This window comes from Sphingomonas cremea, assembly GCF_021502585.1.
GTDB lineage: Bacteria > Pseudomonadota > Alphaproteobacteria > Sphingomonadales > Sphingomonadaceae > Sphingomicrobium > Sphingomicrobium cremea.
In genome coordinates, this window is record NZ_JAKFGM010000002.1 from 628,825 (window position 1) to 645,087 (window position 16,263).

The window sequence follows — 16,263 nt, forward strand, 5'->3', positions numbered from 1 at the left end:
CCACGTCACTCGGCGTCCGCGCGGATCTCGGAGCGGATCGCCTCGCGAATTTCGGCGGCGCGATCCGGCGACAGACCCGGCAAGACGACAATGCTGTTGTGGGTGCCCGCCGTATGGACGACCAGGCTGGCGGTGCCGAACAATTTGTCAAACGGTCCGCGAGTCACATCGATATGCTGGACCCGAACGAAGGGCACCACAGTGTCGGTGTGGAACAACCAGCCGCGCACCGTGCGCAGCAGCCGCCCGTCGATCGCATAGCCGAGCCGACGGTAAATCCGATCGGGCGCGACCATGATCGCGCTGAGCCCGATTGCTCCTGCCAGGACGGGAAGCAGGCTGGAAACCGGGGTCGTGGCCAACAGCTGCTGGTCGACAACAAGCGCGACAAGGAAGATCGGCACCCAGAAGACTGCTGCCCGGGCGCGGATTGCGTTGCGATAGGCTGGCTCGACCGGCTGCAGGTCGGCCGGAATGGCATGAGCTGTCATGCGCCGACGATACAGCAAGCGCGACTGCTCACAAGCGGGTCAGGCGAGCTCCCGGTGAGATTGGGTGCTGACCCGGCGCACCGTGCCGGAGCTGGCGCGCATGACGATGCTCTCGGTCTCGATACAGCCGCCCTTGCGGCGCTTCACGCCCGACAGCAGCGAGCCATCGGTCACGCCCGTGGCGGCAAAGATGCAGTCGCCCTTGGCCATATCCTCCATCGAGTAGATCCGATCGAGATCTTCGATGCCCCAGCGATGCGCTCGGCCGCGCTCGTCATCGTTGCGGAACAAGAGTCGTCCCTGCATCTGCCCACCGACGCAGCGCAGTGCCGCCGCGGCGAGCACGCCCTCCGGCGCGCCGCCGGTGCCCAGATAAATATCGACGCCGGTGTCCGGGTCGGTGGTGGCGATGACACCGGCGACATCGCCATCGGGAATGAGCTTGATGCCGCAGCCCAGTGCGCGAAGCTCCGCGATGATTTCTGAATGGCGCGGCCGATCGAGCACGCAGGCGATAATTTCGCTCGGCTGCACATTCTTTGCGGCCGCCACCGCGCGAACATTGTCGGCGACCGATTTATCGAGGTTGATCGTGCCGTCAGGATAGCCGCCGCCAATCGCGATCTTTTCCATGTAGACGTCGGGCGCATTGAGCAGGCAGCCCTTTTCGGCAATCGCCAGTACGGCAAGCGCATTGGGGCCGGCCGTGGCGGTAATGGTGGTGCCTTCCAGCGGGTCCAGCGCGATATCGATCGCGGGCCCTTCGCCTTGGGCGCTGCCGACCTTCTCCCCGATATAGAGCATCGGCGCTTCGTCACGCTCGCCTTCGCCGATGACCACGGTCCCGTCCATCGGAAGCTCGTTGAGGGCCGCACGCATCGCTTCGACTGCGGCTGCATCGGCCGAGTCATTGTCGCCGCGGCCGATCCATTTCGAAGCGGCGATTGCCGCGGCTTCGGTTACCCGGACCATTTCAAGGACGAGGACGCGATCGAGGACGTGGCTGGCACTAACCATGGCTTGGAGAATTTCCCGGACGAGTGAATCGATGCCGCGCCGATAGGCCGGGGGGCTTGCGCTGTCGAGAGCACCAGCCTGCCGGATGCGCACCAGCCTTGGGATAATTACCTATTCCAGCCCCCTACACATAAGTCCAACTGGCGAGTTCGAGTCTCATCCCCATGACAGGAGCACTCCGATGCCCGCGACTCCCGACTCGCTTTCCCGCACGATTCTCCCGATCCCCGACAAGCCCTTCAGCGGGCTCATTTGCTATGATGGCAAGGATCCGGCGAGCCACTTCGATCCGATTAGCCAGCTTCGTCCGCCAAAGGGCGCGCCCAATGTGCTGGTCATCCTGATTGACGATGCTGGATTCGGTTCGTCGAGCACATTCGGCGGGCCATGCCAGACGCCAAATGCCGAGAGGCTTGCAGCGGGCGGCCTTAAATATCGCCGCTTCCATACGACCGCGCTTTGCTCGCCGACCCGGCAGGCGTTGCTAACCGGCCGGAACCATCACTCGGTTGGAATGGGCTGCATCACCGAAACGGCGACCGGCGCACCTGGGTACAGTTCGATTCTGCGAAACACCGCGGCCCCATTGGCGAAGACGCTCAAACTCAATGGCTACAACACAGCTCAGTTCGGCAAGTGTCACGAAGTGCCTGTGTGGGAAACCAGCCCGATCGGCCCATTCAACCAGTGGCCGACCGGAAGCGGATTCGAATATTTCTATGGTTTCATCGGCGGTGAGGCCAACCAATGGTACCCGACGCTTTACGAGGGCACTACGCCGGTCGAGGCGGATAAAACGCCCGAGGAAGGCTACCATTTGGTCGATGACATGACCGACAAGGCCATCGGTTGGATCGGCCAGCAGAAGATGCTGGCACCGGACAAGCCGTTCTTCGTCTATTTCGCGCCGGGCGCCACCCACGCCCCGCACCATGTGCCCAAAGAATGGGCCGACAAATATAAGGGCAAGTTCGACGATGGCTGGGACAAACTTCGCGAGCGGACCTTTGCCCGCCAGAAAGAGCTTGGCGTCATCCCGGCCGACAGCGAGCTGACCAAGCGCCACAAGGAGATACCCGCCTGGGACGAGATGCCCGAGGAAATGAAGCCGGTCCTTAGCCGCCAGGCCGAAGTCTACGCCGGGTACATGGAATATACCGATCATCATGTCGGCCGTTTGCTCGACAGCATCGAAAAGCTCGGCATCCTCGACGACACGCTGGTCTATTATATCATCGGCGACAACGGTGCGTCTGCCGAAGGGACGCTCAATGGCACCTTCAACGAAATGCTGAATTTCAATGGCATGAGTGCCTTCGAGACACCCCAATATCTGATGGGAAAACTCGACGAGCTAGGCGGCCCTAACTCATACAATCACTATGCCGTTGGCTGGGCCCATGCGATGAACACGCCATACCAATGGACCAAGCAAGTCGCCTCGCACTGGGGCGGTACTCGAAATGGCACGATCGTCCACTGGCCCAGCGGCATCAAGGGCAAAGGCGAGCAGCGGGACCAGTTCCATCATGTGATCGATGTCGCGCCGACTATTCTCGAAGCGGCTGGCCTGCCTGAACCGACCATTGTCGAAGGCGTGCAGCAGACACCGATTGAAGGCGTCAGCATGCTTTATTCGTTTAACAACGCCGACGCACCCGAGCAGCGTGAGACCCAATATTTTGAAATGTTCGGTAATCGGGGCATTTATCATCAGGGCTGGACCGCGGTTACACGGCACAAGACGCCGTGGTTGCTCATTGGCGAAAAAACGCCGCAGTTCGACGATGACGTCTGGGAGCTTTACGACACCAACACCGACTGGAACCAGGCGAGGGATCTGTCGAAGGAGAATCCGGACAAGCTCCACGAACTGCAGCGGCTGTGGCTGATCGAAGCGGTAAAGTATAATGTGCTGCCACTCGACGACGATATTGCCAAGAAAATGGATCCTGACCGAGCCGGACGGCCGATATTGATCAAGGGCAATACGCAAATCTTGTTCGGTTCCATGGGCCGCCTGTCCGAAAACTGCGTGCTCAATATCAAGAACAAGTCGCACTCAGTATCGGCTGAGATCGTCGTTCCCGATCACGGTGCGCAAGGCGTGATTATCGCCCAGGGTGCCAACATTGGCGGCTGGTCGCTCTACGTTCACGCCAACAAGCTCAAATATTGCTATAATCTGGGCGGTCTCAAATTCTTCTATGTCGAAGCGGAGAATGAGCTTCCGGCCGGGGAGCACCAGGTGCGGATGGAGTTCGCCTATGATGGCGGGGGCCTCGGCAAAGGCGGAAACGTAACCCTATATGTCGATGGCTCGAAAGCCGGCGAGGGACGAGTGGATGCAACCTTGGCGATGATCTTCTCGGCCGATGATGGTTGCGACGTCGGACGGGATACCGGCGCAGCGGTTTCCCAGGACTATGGGCCGATTGGCAATGCCTTCAACGGCACGATCAAGGGCGTTCAGCTGGCCATCGCCGATGCCGCCGAGGAGGCCGATCACAAGGTTGACCCCGAGCAGGCGCTCGCGCTTGCAATGGCTCGGCAATAGCTGGCGAAACCCCGGCCGTGTCAGCGCGGCCGGGGCTTTTGCCGCCTAATTACCAATCGGAACCGGATCGGCGATGGCTGGCTTCAATGTGCGAAGCATAGCCTTGAACAGCTCCAGCTTTCGCGCCTCTGGGCGGTAGACTCGCCGGAAGCGCCGCGCGTCCCAGCCGCAATCTCCGCAGGTACAAGGTCCGCCCATGTAGCAACTTGGCGCCAGTTCGTTGAGGCGCAGGCTGTAGCCTCCGGCGATGAACCTCACCTCTTCGACCGTATAGAGGCGGTCGCCTTCAGGCATGATGGTGCTGATTGGGGATCGTGGGGAATTGTCGACACATTCGACATAATCACCGGGCCTTAAATCAAGCATGTTTTCGCCGTATCCGCCGGGACGCAACAAGAGCCTTATGCAGGCGATGCTACGCCCCAGCTTGACCAGGGGGATGAATCTTGCCGCTCGACCTTGCGATCGCATGCGACCTCGCACGGGGAAATGATCAGAGCGCTTTTTGGTTCCGATCGACGGGCAGGCTGGTCGTCATCTGCCCTCGTCCTCGTCGGGTTCGTGATCGAGGATGTGGGAGCCGATGCGAACGCTGCGGGTGCCGAGGCGGGTCTCGTGGAGGAAAATGGCGAAGCCCGAGGCGGTGGCGATCATCGCAGCGATGAACAACAGGGCAATCAGGGTGCCGAACCGGTAGCCGGTGAGGAAGGCGCCGAACAGCAGGATCACGACGATCGAGATGAGTACCGCGGCCAGCACCGAGGTGAAGATGGCCGTGTTAACGACGCGGATTCGCCGGTCGAGCATTCGAATCTCGCGGATCAGCCGGTCATGCTCCTGACCGCGACTTTCCAGGATGCGGGGCTCAAGCCTGCGGGCCCGGTCGACGATCCTCGCCAGCCGCCCTGCGCAGACGTTGAGAAAGGCGCCAAGCCCCGCCAGCAGGAACACCGGCGCGACCGCCAGCTGAATGATCTGGGCCAGTTGGGCCAGCGCGGGCGTATGGGGAAGTAGCGAAGGCGTGGCCATGGGCGCCGATATGCCCCAGCAATGTGTACAATGCGAGGGCTTAGCCCTCGATGACCACCTTATCGCCAGGCTTGGTCAGCGTGTAGAGCTGCTTGGCAAAGGCCATCGGCAGGCGGATGCAGCCATGGCTGGCCGGATAGCCGGGCGTCACGCCGCCATGCATCGCGATGCCCTTGTCGTCGATATTCTGCATGAACGGCATCGGCGCATTGTCATATTTCTTCGACCGGTACATCGGCCGCTTCCAGTTGATCGTCCAAAAGCCCAGCGGGGTCGGATGCCCCTTCTTGCCGGTCGACACATTGGTTACGCCAATCAGCTGCGAACCCTTGAACACGAAAGCGATCTGGTTTGCGGTATCGACGGTAATCGCAACGTCCCCGTCGGCAGGGATCGACTGCGCCCAGTGGAACTCGGCCGGGCGAAGCGCGGTGCGGCCGAGCATCTTGTGCATCGCCTCATAACCTGATGCCGAGAATCCGTTGGTCCAGCGATAATTGGTTTCCGGAGGGACAAAGGCGGGGGTTGCAATCCGTGGCGCCGGCGGCGGCGGCGGAACGGTCGAACAGGCGGCCAGCGCAAGCGTGCCGGCGACCGCCATCCAGGACCAAATCTTCCTCATGCCACACCCCACGCTCTCAAAAACCCTTTGCCGATCAAGTGCATGAAGCCGACCGCACGCACAAGCCGAAGTCGTTAAACTCGGCACGCGGACTGTCGTTCCATCGGCTCGGATGGGCGATAACCTGATAATTGGTCGGTCGCGGAGTATCGCATCCGCTTCCAATCAAAGACATGCGATTGCATCGCTCATTAGTTCCGCAGCAGTCGCCGGCGTCATTTTCTCGCTCAGCGAACGCCAGCATCGGAATTCCAGGGCAACGCCAAGCAAGGACTGGGAGCGCTCGCCCATCCCTTCTCCCAGGAGGCGAGAGCAATTGCTGAAAAATGGCGTCAAACGTAGCTCGACCATTTCGCGGGTTAGTTCGTGATGCTCCGCATCCCGTAACACGCAGGCAGCAAGCTGTTCATTCCGCTCATACCAGCTGTACAGTCTCTCCAGTCCGATCCGCACGCGTCCGGGGCCAGCCGGGAGCAAGTGCAATAGCTCGAGATCGGGCAGCGGATCGCGCTCCAGCGCAAGGCCCGAGCAGGCCAAGTAGAGCTCCCTCTCATCTGGAAAGTGAGCGTAATAGGTGTGCCGCTGAACACCGGCGCGTTCGGCGATCTGCGAAACCGTCGTTCGGGCCGGACCCAGGCTACTGTGAAGGTCAACCGCAGCCTCCACGATCCGCTGCCGCGTCTCATCCAGTTTTTCCGCGCGCTTGCCCATCCGATAGGGCCGAACATTGGTTACACATTTGTGTGCATCTAAACTTGACATGCTCCCATGTTAATTGCACAGCGCCGTGCAGTCAAATACGACTCGCTAATTCCATGAGAGGAGGAGATGGTCGATGACCACTTGCGTGGACGAAATCAGTGACGGCATTTTCCGGATCTCCACCTTCGTGCCGGAAGTGGCCGCACCCGCCGGTTTCACTTTCAACCAATATCTGATCGTGGGTGACGAGCCGCTGCTATTTCACACCGGCCATCGGAGACTCTTCCCGGCGGTCCACGAGGCGGTCGCTCGGGTCATCAAGCCCGAGCGCCTGCGCTGGATCAGCTTCGGTCATGTGGAGGCCGATGAATGCGGCGCCATGAACCTGTGGCTCGCAGCAGCCCCAAGTGCGGAAATTGCCCATGGGGCAATTGGCTGTGATGTAAGTCTCAGCGATTTGGCCGACCGCCCGCCGCGCGTGCTGGCAGATGGCGAAGTAATCGACCTGGGTGGAAAGCGTATCCGCTACATCGATACACCACATACGCCGCACGGCTGGGATGCGGGCCTGCTATTCGAAGAAACGACGAGCACGCTGCTTTGCGGCGACCTGTTCACTCAGGCAGGGCAGTCGAAGGCGTTGACCGAATCCGACATTGTCGGTCCAGCATCGGAAGCCGAGGATTTGTTTGGCTTCTCAAGCCTTCATCCGGAAATGGGCGCGACGATCCGCCGTCTCGCTTCACTTGCACCAAAGACGCTTGCACTGATGCATGGGCCCGCCTTTGCCGGCGACGCATGTGCGGCGATCGATGCGCTGGCCGACGATTATGATCGGCGCACAATGGCTTGGCGCGAGAAGAACGCATTGGCTGCCTAGGTTCGGCACGGTGCCAAGGCTATTGATCGCGAGAAAGCCCCGCAGCCAAGGCGTCGATTGCGACCCTTGTGCGAAGCGACATGTGCGGCACGGTCGGCCATACTGCATAGCTGTCATAAAGGTGGCTTGGCCAATCGGGAAACAGTTGGACCAAACCACCTGATGCCAGCCGCTCCTCAATGAGCGCCTTGGGGAGCCAAGCGATGCCCAAGCCTGCCTCGGCGGCATCCGCGATCGCCTCGAGATCGTCCAGCGCGAGCCGCGAGCTCGGCTCGATCTCAACCGGGCCCTGCACATCGTCATAGAGCAACCAGCGGCTCTTCCCGTTTGGGCGGGCGTAGGTCACCGCCCGATGCGACGTTAGCTCAAGGAGCGAAGCAGGCGTTCCAAGAAGCTCCAGATAGGAAGGCGCCACGCACAGGATCATCCGCTCTTGCCCGATCCGGCGCGCGGACAGGCCGTCACTATATCCCAATGGCCCGTTGCGAACGGCCAGATCGAAGCCTTCCGCAACAAGGTCGACGACGCGATCGGTGAAGCGCAGCACGAGGTCGAGATTCGGATGCTCGGCAACCAGGCGCGTCAGAATCGGTGCGATGCGGCGACGGCCAAGGAGGATCGGAAGCGACACCTTTAATTGCCCGGCGGCTTCCTGCCGGCCAGCCTCCAACATCGTGCGCGCGGTTCCGAGTTCGGCCAGTGCCCTTAGGCAATATTCGTAAAATAGCTGGCCTTCGTCGGTTAGCCTCTGAACCCGGGTCGTACGATGAAAGAGCCGAACGCCAAGCTGGCTCTCAAGCCGTGCGATTGTCTTTCCCACGGCCGAACGGGACCGGTTGAGCCTGGTAGCTGCCGCCGAGAAGCCTCCGGCGGTGACCGCCTCCACGAAGACGGGCACTCCGGAAAGAAGTGGTTGTACGGTCATCGGGCGCCCTTTGTAGATATTTATTCTACTATAGTAGGCAAAAATGGCGCAACTGTTTCCCTTGCTTATGCCTTAGGTTCCGCACGTCCCATCGTGCGGAGTGACGGAAATGCAATTGGATGCAACTATCGGCTGGGGATCCGCCGCGGCCTATGCCGGTGCCCTCTTGCTGGCCGTCGCGACACCCGGACCGGCCATGTTCACGGTGATCGGGACTGGACTTAGCCGCGGCCCCAGACCCGCTGCGGCAATCGGCGTCGGCATTGCGGTTGGGGACGTCCTGTTGGTCGCGGCGGCGCTCCTAGGCCTCGCCGCCCTAATCGATTCCGCCGAATGGATGCTGTCCGTAATTCAATACGGCGGCGCACTTTACCTCCTCTACACGGGAATCCGTCTTTGGCGGTCGATCCCGGTGACGGCTTCGATCGAAGCGATGGCCGGCCAAGGGCTGTTCGGGTCCAGCGCTCCCGGACTGGCAGTTGCGCTGTCGAACCCAAAGGCCATGCTTTTCCACGCAAGCTTGATGCCGTTGCTGCTGAACGTTCGCCGAGTCAGCTGGGCCGATGTCGGGATCATTTTCATCATCGTCGCGGCAGTGAACCTCTTGGCGATGTGTGGATATGCCCTGCTTGCGGGGCGTGCTTCGCATTGGTTCAGGAGCCCGGATCGTGTGCGGCGCCTCAACCGTATTTGCGGGGGCGCCATCGCCGCGACCGCAATCCTTATTGCGTGCCGTTAAGGGGTGAACTCAGCAAGATGAAGCTTACCCTCAGATATGGCTCGCAAGAGCCCCAGGCAGGCGACCTCTACTTGCCCGACCTGCCGGCCCCGCCGGTCATATGCCTACTCCACGGCGGCTTCTGGAAGGTGCCTTACGGCCGCGACCAATTCACACCGATCGCCGAGGACCTGGTTGGCATGGGTTATGCCGTTTGGAACCTTGGCTACCGACGCGTGGGCGACGCCGGAGGTGGGTGGCCCGGTACCTTCGATGACATTTGCTCGGGTGTCGATTTCCTGGCGACTATTTCAGCCACAGCAAACGCCCTGAACCTCAACCGCGTCGTGCTTATAGGTCATTCGGCAGGGGGCCATCTGGCTCTCTGGCGCGCCGCGCAGCATGGGCCCGATCGCCAAGCGCCTTGGCCTTGCATGGTTCCGATCTGGCGGGTCGCGGCGCTTGCGCCGATTGCCGACCTCGCTTCGGCGCTACGGCAAAGGATCGGCGGCGATGCGGTTGGGCAGCTGTTGTCCAGTGCACACCAGTCCCCGGAGGCGCTTTGCCGGGCAACTTCGCCAGCGAACCTATTGCCGCTTCATCTTCCGCAGCTCGTACTGCACGGCGACCGGGATGACCTCGTGCCGCCGGCGCTTTCCGCGCAATATGCCGAGTCAGCCGCAAGGGCTGGAGATTCCGTCGACCTGAGGATTCTCCCCGGCACGGGCCATATGGACTTCCTCGATCCTGCCTCAACGGCGCATGAAGAATTATGCCAATGGCTTCGTGAAGCGGCATGAAGCGGACATAAGAGCTACGCCCCCGCCATCATCTTCTTAACGCCGCGCGCGGCCTGCCTCAGTCGTTGCTCATTCTCAACCAGGGCAAGCCGCACAAATCCCTCGCCTTCCTCGCCGAAGCCGACGCCGGGAGCGACCGCGACATGGGCTTCGGTCAGCAGGCGCTTGGCGAATTCCATGCTTCCGAGGTGCCTGAACGGTTCGGGGATCGGGGCCCAGGCGAACATGCTGGCCATCGGCACGGGAATGTCCCAGCCAGCGCGGCCGAAGCAATCGACCATGACGTCGCGGCGCTTCTTGTAGAGCTGGCGGTTGGCCTCGACGCAGTCCTGCGGTCCGTTAAGCGCGGCGACTGCGGCGGCCTGGATGGGGGTGAAGGCGCCATAGTCGAGGTAGCTTTTCACCCGGATCAGGGCGCTGATCAGCCGCTCGTTACCGACCGCAAAGCCCATCCGCCAGCCGGCCATCGAATAGGTCTTTGACATGGAGGTAAACTCGACCGCGATCTCCTTCGCGCCCGGGACCTGGAGGATCGACGGTGTCGGCGTGTCGCCGAAATAGATCTCGGCATAGGCGAGGTCGGAGATGACCCACAGGCCCTCCGCCCGGGCGAAGGCAACCAGCTGCTCGTAAAAGGCGAGATCGACCGTCTGGGCGGTCGGATTGCTGGGATAGCCGATCACCAGCACCTTGGGCCGCGGCACGGTGTAGCTCATTGCCCGCTCCAGCCGCTCGAAGAAGTCGGGGCCGGGGACGGCGGGGATCGAGCGGATCGAGGCCCCGGCAATGATGAAGCCGAAATGGTGGATCGGGTAGCTGGGGTTAGGGGTCAGCACGACATCGCCCGGCGCGGTGATCGCCTGGGCGAGGTTGGCGAGGCCTTCCTTGCTGCCGAGGGTGACAATCACTTCGCGGTCGGGATCCAGCTCGACGCCGAAGCGGCGCTGATAATAGCCCGCCTGGGCCTTCCTCAGGCCCGGAATACCCTTGGATGCCGAGTAGCGATGGGCGGTCGGCTTGGCCGCAACTTCGGCCAGCTTTTCGATGACATGCTTCGGCGGCATTCCGTCGGGATTGCCCATGCCGAGGTCGACAATGTCCTCCCCGCGCGCCCGTGCCGCAGCCTTCATCGCATTGACTTCGGCGAAGACGTAGGGCGGCAGGCGCTGGATGCGATAGAATTCATCGGTCATGACGCCAACATGGCCGATGATGCTGCAGTGCGGCAAGCCTACTTATCGTATGCGGGAAGCGACAGGCCGCGCGCTATTGCCGCACCGCGCAGGCTGAAACCCGCCAGGCCCGCGACCAACGCCGCCAGAGCGGGCGGGGCGCCGAACAGCGCGAGGATGACGAAAAGGCCCGACGCCAGCGCCGCGGCGGTGACGTAAAGCTCCGGCCGCATCAGGATCGACGGCTCGTTGGCCAATACATCGCGGATGATTCCGCCGACGCAGGCGGTCATCACACCCATGGCGAAGGCCGGCACCGGAGCGACTCCGTAACGTAGGGCCTTTGCGGCGCCATAGGTGGCGTAGGCCGCCAACCCGATCGCGTCGAACCACAGCAGCGCGCGATCGGCGATCGCCTGGCGCGACAGGAACCATACGCCGAGCGCCGCGCCGATGCAGATCAAAAGGGTGGCATTGGTGTGCATCCAAAATACCGGGGCACCGATCAGCAGGTCGCGTAGCGTACCGCCACCAACGCCAGTGATAACCGCGAAGAAAATGAAGGTAACCAGGGTCTGCTTCTTCTCCGCCGCGAGCAGCGCCCCCGAAACCGCGAACACGGCGATCCCGACATAGTCGAGCAGGACGAGCGCGTCGGGGAGAAGCGGCGGGGTCATTACGCGACTGTCATTGCTAGGAACGAGGAGACGAAGCAATCCAGAAACTGGATCGCTTCGCTCTGCTGACGATGACGAGTATAGGGCAGTCATGACGGACGACACGACAACCATTCCGACCCTTGATGACTGGCAGCAGTGGGCACTGGTCATGGCGCGGGCCAATCAGATGATCATGGAAGCCTGGGCCGACAATCTGTCCAAGGGCAAGTCGATGCCGGGACTTGGCCTGCCGGTAGGCAAGGCGACGACCGACCCAATGGCGTGGATGAGCGCGGGCGCGGATGCCTGGTCCAAAGGCCTGGAGGCGTGGAGCCAGATGCTCGGCCAATATTCGGAGGCCGCGGAAACCAAGGATCGCCGCTTTAGCGCCCCCGAATGGCGAGAAAATCCGATCTTCGACACGGTTCGCCAAAGCTATCAGGCCATTAGCGACAAGCTGCTGGGCACCGTCGAAGAGATTGAAGGGCTCGACGAGGATGCGCGCAGCCGCCTCCGCTTCGCTACCAAGGGATTCGTCGACGCGATGAGCCCGGCCAATTTCATGGCCACCAATCCCCAGGTGATGAAGCGGACGATCGAGACCAAGGGCGAGAACCTGCTTTCCGGCCTCAAGAACATGCTCGCCGACATTTCGCGCGGGCAGGTGACCCAAAGCCCCGAAGGCGCGTTCGAGCTGGGGCGAAACCTGGCGACTACTCCGGGCAAGGTGATCTACGAGACCAAGCTGTTCCAGCTAATTCAATATGCGCCCTCAACCGAAACAGTGCTGGAGACGCCGCTGGTGATTTTCCCGCCGTGGATCAATCGTTTCTACATCCTCGACCTGACGCCCGAAAAAAGCTTCGTCAAATGGGTCGTCGATCAGGGCGTGACCCTGTTCATGGTGAGCTGGAAATCAGCCGACGAGACGATCCGCGACGTGATGATGGACGATTATGTCGCGGCGCAGGTGGAAGCGATCGACGTGATCCGCGACCTTCTCGGCGTGAAGTCGGTCCACGCCATCGGCTATTGCGTCGCCGGGACGACGATGGCGGCGACGCTCGCCTATCTCGCCGGCAAGGGCGAGGCGGACAAGGTCGCCTCGGCAACTTTCTTCACCGCCCAGGTCGATTTCGAAGACCCGGGCGACCTCAAAATGTTCGTCGGTGACGATACGCTGGCGACCCTGAAACAGTTGACTGCCGAGACCGGCGTTCTCGATGGACGAGTGATGGCCGCGACCTTCAACCTGCTGCGCGGCAAGGACCTCATCTGGAATTATGTCGTCAACAATTACCTGATGGGCAACGACCCGCCGCCGTTCGACCTGTTGCATTGGAATGGGGACGTCACCAACCTGCCGGGCGAATGGCATCGTGATTATCTGGAACGGCTGTATCGCCAAAATTTGATGATGAAACCGGGCGCGATCGTGGTGAAGGGCGTTCCGGTCGACCTCAGCAAGATTAAGACCCCAGCGTACATCCAGGCAGGTCGCGAAGATCATATCGCCCCAGCGCCGAGCGTGTGGAAGCTGACCCGGGTGCTGAAAGGCCCCAACCGATTCATTCTCGCCGGCTCGGGTCATATCGCCGGCGTGGTCAACCCGCCTGCCGCGGGGAAATATCAATACTGGACCAACGACGGCGCCGCATCGACCCTGGACGAGTTCGTCGCCGGGGCTGCGGAGCATAAAGGCAGTTGGTGGCCCGACTGGATCGAGTGGCTGAGGGGACTTGGCGCCAAAACCGTCAAGCCGGACGGGGCACGGGTGCCGGGGTCGGGCAAGCTCAAGCCGATCGAAGACGCGCCTGGACGCTATGTCCGGACACGCTGACCTTCGCATTCGATTGGCACGACCAGACGAACGATCGGAATTGGAGGATTTGCAGCGTCGGGCGAGCCTGGCGCTGGACGATTATCGCGACCAGCTGGAAGCCGAACCGGACGCGATCGAACTTCCTATGGAGCATATCGAACGAAAGCAGGTCATCGTCGCCGACCTGGGAGACCGGATTGCCGGCTTTGCAGTCGTGCTTGTCGACGATGAAATTGCTGAACTCGACGGGCTGTTCGTCGAGCCGGAACTGTGGAGGCAGGGTGTCGGCGCGGCGCTTGTCGACGCCGCCGTCCACGAGGCGCGCCGCCAGGGCCTGGCGATGACGGTCGTCGCCAATCATTCGGCGAAGGAATTTTACGAGCGATGCGGATTTACGCTGGAAGGCGCGGCTAAGACGCGGTTTGGACCAGCGCTACGGATGTCGCGCTAAATCGCCCTAGCTGCAAATTCGCGCTTGCGCCCGGGTCGCGGCTCAAAAAATTCCACCGCCGATCATCAGCCGGACGATGCCGACGACAATCACGAACAGGTTGAGGTTGCGACCGGTATTGCTTCCCGACATGGCGCCAATTCCTGCGCCGATCACGGCCAGCGGGATTATCAGCCAGTTGGCCCAGCCGAGCAGGGGGATGAAAGCGATCGCAGCGCAGACAAGCGCAACGATTCCGATGATGAGCGACACGAGGTTGAGCAAGTTTCCGCCTCCCCAGCTTGTTGCCGGCCTTTAGCAGCTGGTTCGCTGCCTGTCAGGCCTCCGCCAATTCGCTGCACTCGAGTTGCTGCCTTGCCCGCCGGTCGCGAACCATCGATCCAAGATAGAGCGCCAGTGCGGTCCAGATGCAGCCGAAAGCAATCGCATGGGCGTTGGTGAAGGGCTCATTGTAAATGGCGACGGCCAGCAGGAACTGCAGGGTCGGAGCGATGAACTGGAGCATGCCGACCGTCGAGTAGGCCAGGCGCCGAGCCGCCGCGGTGAAGCACAGAAGCGGGACCGTCGAGACGATGCCGGTGGCGACAAGAAGGACGGTTTCGCTTCCCCCAGAGCCGAACATCGGTCGGCCCACAGTCCCGCCCATCAGCAACCAGCCGAGTGCTATGGGGAAAAGCAGGGCGGTTTCGATCGTAAGCCCCGCAAGCGATTCGACGTGGATGATTTTCCTGAGCAGTCCATAGGTTGCAAAGCTGAAACAGAGCGTCAGGCTAATCCATAGGGTTCCGAGAGCGCCTGCCGCGAGCACGGCAATGCCAACAGCGGCAATCGCAACCGCTGTCCATTGCAGCTTCGTCAGGCGCTCCTTCAGGATGAAGCGGCCAAGCAGGATGTTGGCCAGGGGGTTCAGATAATATCCGAGGCTTCCGGCCAGGATGTGCCCGCTGTTGATCGCATAGACATAGAGCATCCAGTTGGTGCCGATCAGCAATGCTGTCACGAACAGGAACGCAAGCGTTCGTCGATGCCGGATCGCTGCCCGAACCTGGTCCCACGCTCCCGCAAGGGTAGCGAGGATCGCGAGCGCGACCAGCGACCAGACGATCCGGTGCGCGACGATATCGATCGACGGAACCGCCTTCAGCCATTTGAAATAGATGGGCATGATGCCCCACAGCCCGTAGGCGGCGAGGCCGTAGAGGAGGCCAGCGCGAGCTCGGCTGGCGGCGGCCTCGGCAGGGGTTGTTCCGTTCACTGAGCGTGCGCGTAGCGGCAGTTTTCGCCCAGTCAATCGACATGCTGAACATATCGTTGGTTGAAAGCATTGCGCGCCTTAGTCATCCTATGGTTGGCCGGGGCCATCATTCGGAGTCGCGCATTTGAGACCTTTTCGGTCCGCCTTGCTGATGTTTGCACTCGTCGTGACGGGCTGCACAGCGCCGCGCAAGGAACCTCCGAGGCCAATTGTGACGGCACCGCCCCCGACAAAGGCCGACATCTGGCAGGGAGTCGCCAGCACTGCCGATCTCAACCGAATCCGCCGCGTCGCCACCGGCTGGTCAAGCGGGCTTGCCGAAGCCCGCGCAGGCGGTTTTCGCGATCAGATTCGTGCCGAAGGTGATTTGCTCGATCCCGATTCGGCCAAGCCCCGGCCGGCACCGACCCCGGGAAGCTACAGTTGCCGGATGGTACGATTGGGCCGGGAGGCCGGCAAAGGGCCGGCTTTCCAGAAGTTCAAGCCCTTCTTCTGCTATGTCGAGGTCGAGGGACCGTTGTTCACGATCGTCAAGCAGACCGGCAGCCAACGGCCTGCTGGACGGCTATGGGAAGATGATCTGCCCAACAGACTGATTTTTCTCGGTACGCTCGCGCTTGGCAATGAAGACGAGGCGCGCGCCTATGGCGACGATCCCAAGCGCGACATGGCGGGTGTATTCGAGCGTATCGGACCCTTCGTATGGCGACTGGTCATCCCCTATCCTCAGAACGGTGCGAGACTCGACGTATTCGAACTGACCCCGGTCGCCGAGCAGCCCAAGGAATGAGCCTCCACGACCCGGACGAAGTTCGGGCGCACCTGATTGCAGCGGCTGCGGCCGGCCACGCCCTCAGCTATTCGGAGCTGCTCGAGCATCTTGGCTATGTCTTCTCAAGGCCCAAGATGCGTGCGCTGTGCAAGACATTAGGGGTTGTCGATGAAACCGCGGCAGCACGGGGCGAGCCGGAACTTGCGGTGCTGGTCGTGCGCCAGTCGGACGGACTCCCTGGGCAGGGCTGGTGGGTTTCCGGTGGCGGCTCGGCACATGGCTATGCAGGCGCGCGGGAGGGACCGAAGGCAGCTCGCTTCATCAAGAAGCTCCAGCAGAAGACCTTCGATTATTGGGCGATGGCGGACCTCGACGCTTCGGGCTAAGGGGC

General features: G+C 61.7%; 19 protein-coding genes. 8 read left to right on the top strand and 11 right to left on the bottom strand.

Annotated features, from left to right (window positions below):
* Positions 1-5: 5 nt before the first annotated feature.
* Positions 6-491, bottom strand: coding sequence for a PH domain-containing protein (locus LVY65_RS09555; protein WP_235067837.1), 486 nt, complete (start codon positions 489-491; stop codon positions 6-8).
* A 39-nt stretch (positions 492-530) separates the two neighbouring features.
* Positions 531-1,508: a class II fructose-bisphosphatase gene (gene glpX, locus LVY65_RS09560; protein ID WP_235067988.1), complete on the bottom strand. Its 978-nt coding sequence runs from the start codon at positions 1,506-1,508 to the stop codon at positions 531-533.
* A 181-nt stretch (positions 1,509-1,689) separates the two neighbouring features.
* Here glpX and LVY65_RS09565 point away from each other — a divergent pair, with 181 nt between their 5' ends.
* A complete protein-coding gene (locus LVY65_RS09565; RefSeq protein ID WP_235067838.1) occupies positions 1,690-4,065 on the top strand; it encodes an arylsulfatase in 2,376 nt (791 codons plus the stop codon).
* Positions 4,066-4,110: 45 nt separating this feature from the next.
* Here the strand turns inward: LVY65_RS09565 and LVY65_RS09570 are convergent, their stop codons facing one another.
* The 4 genes from LVY65_RS09570 to LVY65_RS09585 all read right to left on the bottom strand — a co-directional run bounded on the left by LVY65_RS09570 (position 4,111) and on the right by LVY65_RS09585 (position 6,478).
* Positions 4,111-4,431 carry a hypothetical protein gene (locus LVY65_RS09570; protein ID WP_235067840.1) on the bottom strand — a complete coding sequence of 107 codons (321 nt, stop codon included), beginning with the start codon at positions 4,429-4,431 and terminating at the stop codon, positions 4,111-4,113.
* Between the two features lie 168 nt (positions 4,432-4,599).
* A complete protein-coding gene (locus LVY65_RS09575; RefSeq protein WP_235067842.1) occupies positions 4,600-5,094 on the bottom strand; it encodes a DUF2721 domain-containing protein in 495 nt (164 codons plus the stop codon).
* 40 nt (positions 5,095-5,134) lie between these two features.
* Positions 5,135-5,716 carry a L,D-transpeptidase family protein gene (locus tag LVY65_RS09580; protein ID WP_235067843.1) on the bottom strand — a complete coding sequence of 194 codons (582 nt, stop codon included), beginning with the start codon at positions 5,714-5,716 and terminating at the stop codon, positions 5,135-5,137.
* A gap of 165 nt (positions 5,717-5,881) precedes the next feature.
* The gene (locus tag LVY65_RS09585) at positions 5,882-6,478 is read right to left on the bottom strand and encodes a TetR/AcrR family transcriptional regulator (RefSeq protein WP_235067844.1); all 597 of its coding nucleotides are present in this window, start codon (positions 6,476-6,478) and stop codon (positions 5,882-5,884) included.
* Between the two features lie 73 nt (positions 6,479-6,551).
* On the opposite strand from LVY65_RS09585, the gene LVY65_RS09590 reads away from it, so the two are divergent.
* Positions 6,552-7,298 carry an oxygen-binding di-iron domain-containing protein gene (locus LVY65_RS09590; RefSeq protein ID WP_235067845.1) on the top strand — a complete coding sequence of 249 codons (747 nt, stop codon included), beginning with the start codon at positions 6,552-6,554 and terminating at the stop codon, positions 7,296-7,298.
* Between the two features lie 19 nt (positions 7,299-7,317).
* Here LVY65_RS09590 and LVY65_RS09595 read toward each other — a convergent pair whose 3' ends face one another.
* Positions 7,318-8,223 (bottom strand): LysR family transcriptional regulator, encoded by a 906-nt coding sequence (locus tag LVY65_RS09595; RefSeq protein WP_235067846.1) that lies wholly within the window; start codon positions 8,221-8,223, stop codon positions 7,318-7,320.
* 109 nt (positions 8,224-8,332) lie between these two features.
* Here LVY65_RS09595 and LVY65_RS09600 point away from each other — a divergent pair, with 109 nt between their 5' ends.
* A complete protein-coding gene (locus tag LVY65_RS09600) occupies positions 8,333-8,962 on the top strand; it encodes a LysE family translocator (protein ID WP_235067847.1) in 630 nt (209 codons plus the stop codon).
* 17 nt (positions 8,963-8,979) lie between these two features.
* Complete coding sequence (locus LVY65_RS09605; protein WP_235067848.1) at positions 8,980-9,741, top strand: alpha/beta hydrolase family protein; 762 nt, start codon at positions 8,980-8,982, stop codon at positions 9,739-9,741.
* A gap of 14 nt (positions 9,742-9,755) precedes the next feature.
* On the opposite strand, the gene LVY65_RS09610 is transcribed toward LVY65_RS09605, so the two are convergent.
* Together LVY65_RS09610 and LVY65_RS09615 are read right to left on the bottom strand one after the other, a co-directional pair.
* On the bottom strand, positions 9,756-10,934 hold the full coding sequence (locus LVY65_RS09610; protein WP_235067849.1) for an LL-diaminopimelate aminotransferase: 1,179 nt from the start codon (positions 10,932-10,934) through the stop codon (positions 9,756-9,758).
* Between the two features lie 38 nt (positions 10,935-10,972).
* Positions 10,973-11,590, bottom strand: a complete 618-nt coding sequence (locus tag LVY65_RS09615; RefSeq protein ID WP_235067851.1) for a trimeric intracellular cation channel family protein — start codon at positions 11,588-11,590, stop codon at positions 10,973-10,975.
* A gap of 91 nt (positions 11,591-11,681) precedes the next feature.
* Here LVY65_RS09615 and LVY65_RS09620 point away from each other — a divergent pair, with 91 nt between their 5' ends.
* Both LVY65_RS09620 and LVY65_RS09625 read left to right on the top strand, forming a co-directional pair.
* Complete coding sequence (locus LVY65_RS09620) at positions 11,682-13,412, top strand: PHA/PHB synthase family protein (RefSeq protein WP_235067853.1); 1,731 nt, start codon at positions 11,682-11,684, stop codon at positions 13,410-13,412.
* A gap of 13 nt (positions 13,413-13,425) precedes the next feature.
* Positions 13,426-13,845, top strand: a complete 420-nt coding sequence (locus LVY65_RS09625) for a GNAT family N-acetyltransferase (protein WP_235067855.1) — start codon at positions 13,426-13,428, stop codon at positions 13,843-13,845.
* A 42-nt stretch (positions 13,846-13,887) separates the two neighbouring features.
* Here the strand turns inward: LVY65_RS09625 and LVY65_RS09630 are convergent, their stop codons facing one another.
* Together LVY65_RS09630 and rarD are read right to left on the bottom strand one after the other, a co-directional pair.
* The gene (locus LVY65_RS09630; protein ID WP_235067856.1) at positions 13,888-14,109 is read right to left on the bottom strand and encodes a hypothetical protein; all 222 of its coding nucleotides are present in this window, start codon (positions 14,107-14,109) and stop codon (positions 13,888-13,890) included.
* Between the two features lie 52 nt (positions 14,110-14,161).
* Positions 14,162-15,100 carry an EamA family transporter RarD gene (gene rarD / locus LVY65_RS09635; RefSeq protein ID WP_235067857.1) on the bottom strand — a complete coding sequence of 313 codons (939 nt, stop codon included), beginning with the start codon at positions 15,098-15,100 and terminating at the stop codon, positions 14,162-14,164.
* Positions 15,101-15,311: 211 nt separating this feature from the next.
* Between rarD and LVY65_RS09640 the strand changes: the two genes are divergently transcribed.
* On the top strand, positions 15,312-15,890 hold the full coding sequence (locus tag LVY65_RS09640; RefSeq protein ID WP_235067858.1) for a DUF4893 domain-containing protein: 579 nt from the start codon (positions 15,312-15,314) through the stop codon (positions 15,888-15,890).
* Positions 15,887-16,258: a ribose-phosphate pyrophosphokinase gene (locus LVY65_RS09645; RefSeq protein WP_235067859.1), complete on the top strand. Its 372-nt coding sequence runs from the start codon at positions 15,887-15,889 to the stop codon at positions 16,256-16,258. The genes LVY65_RS09640 and LVY65_RS09645 overlap by 4 nt, the downstream gene beginning before the upstream one ends.
* Positions 16,259-16,263 lie beyond the last annotated feature (5 nt).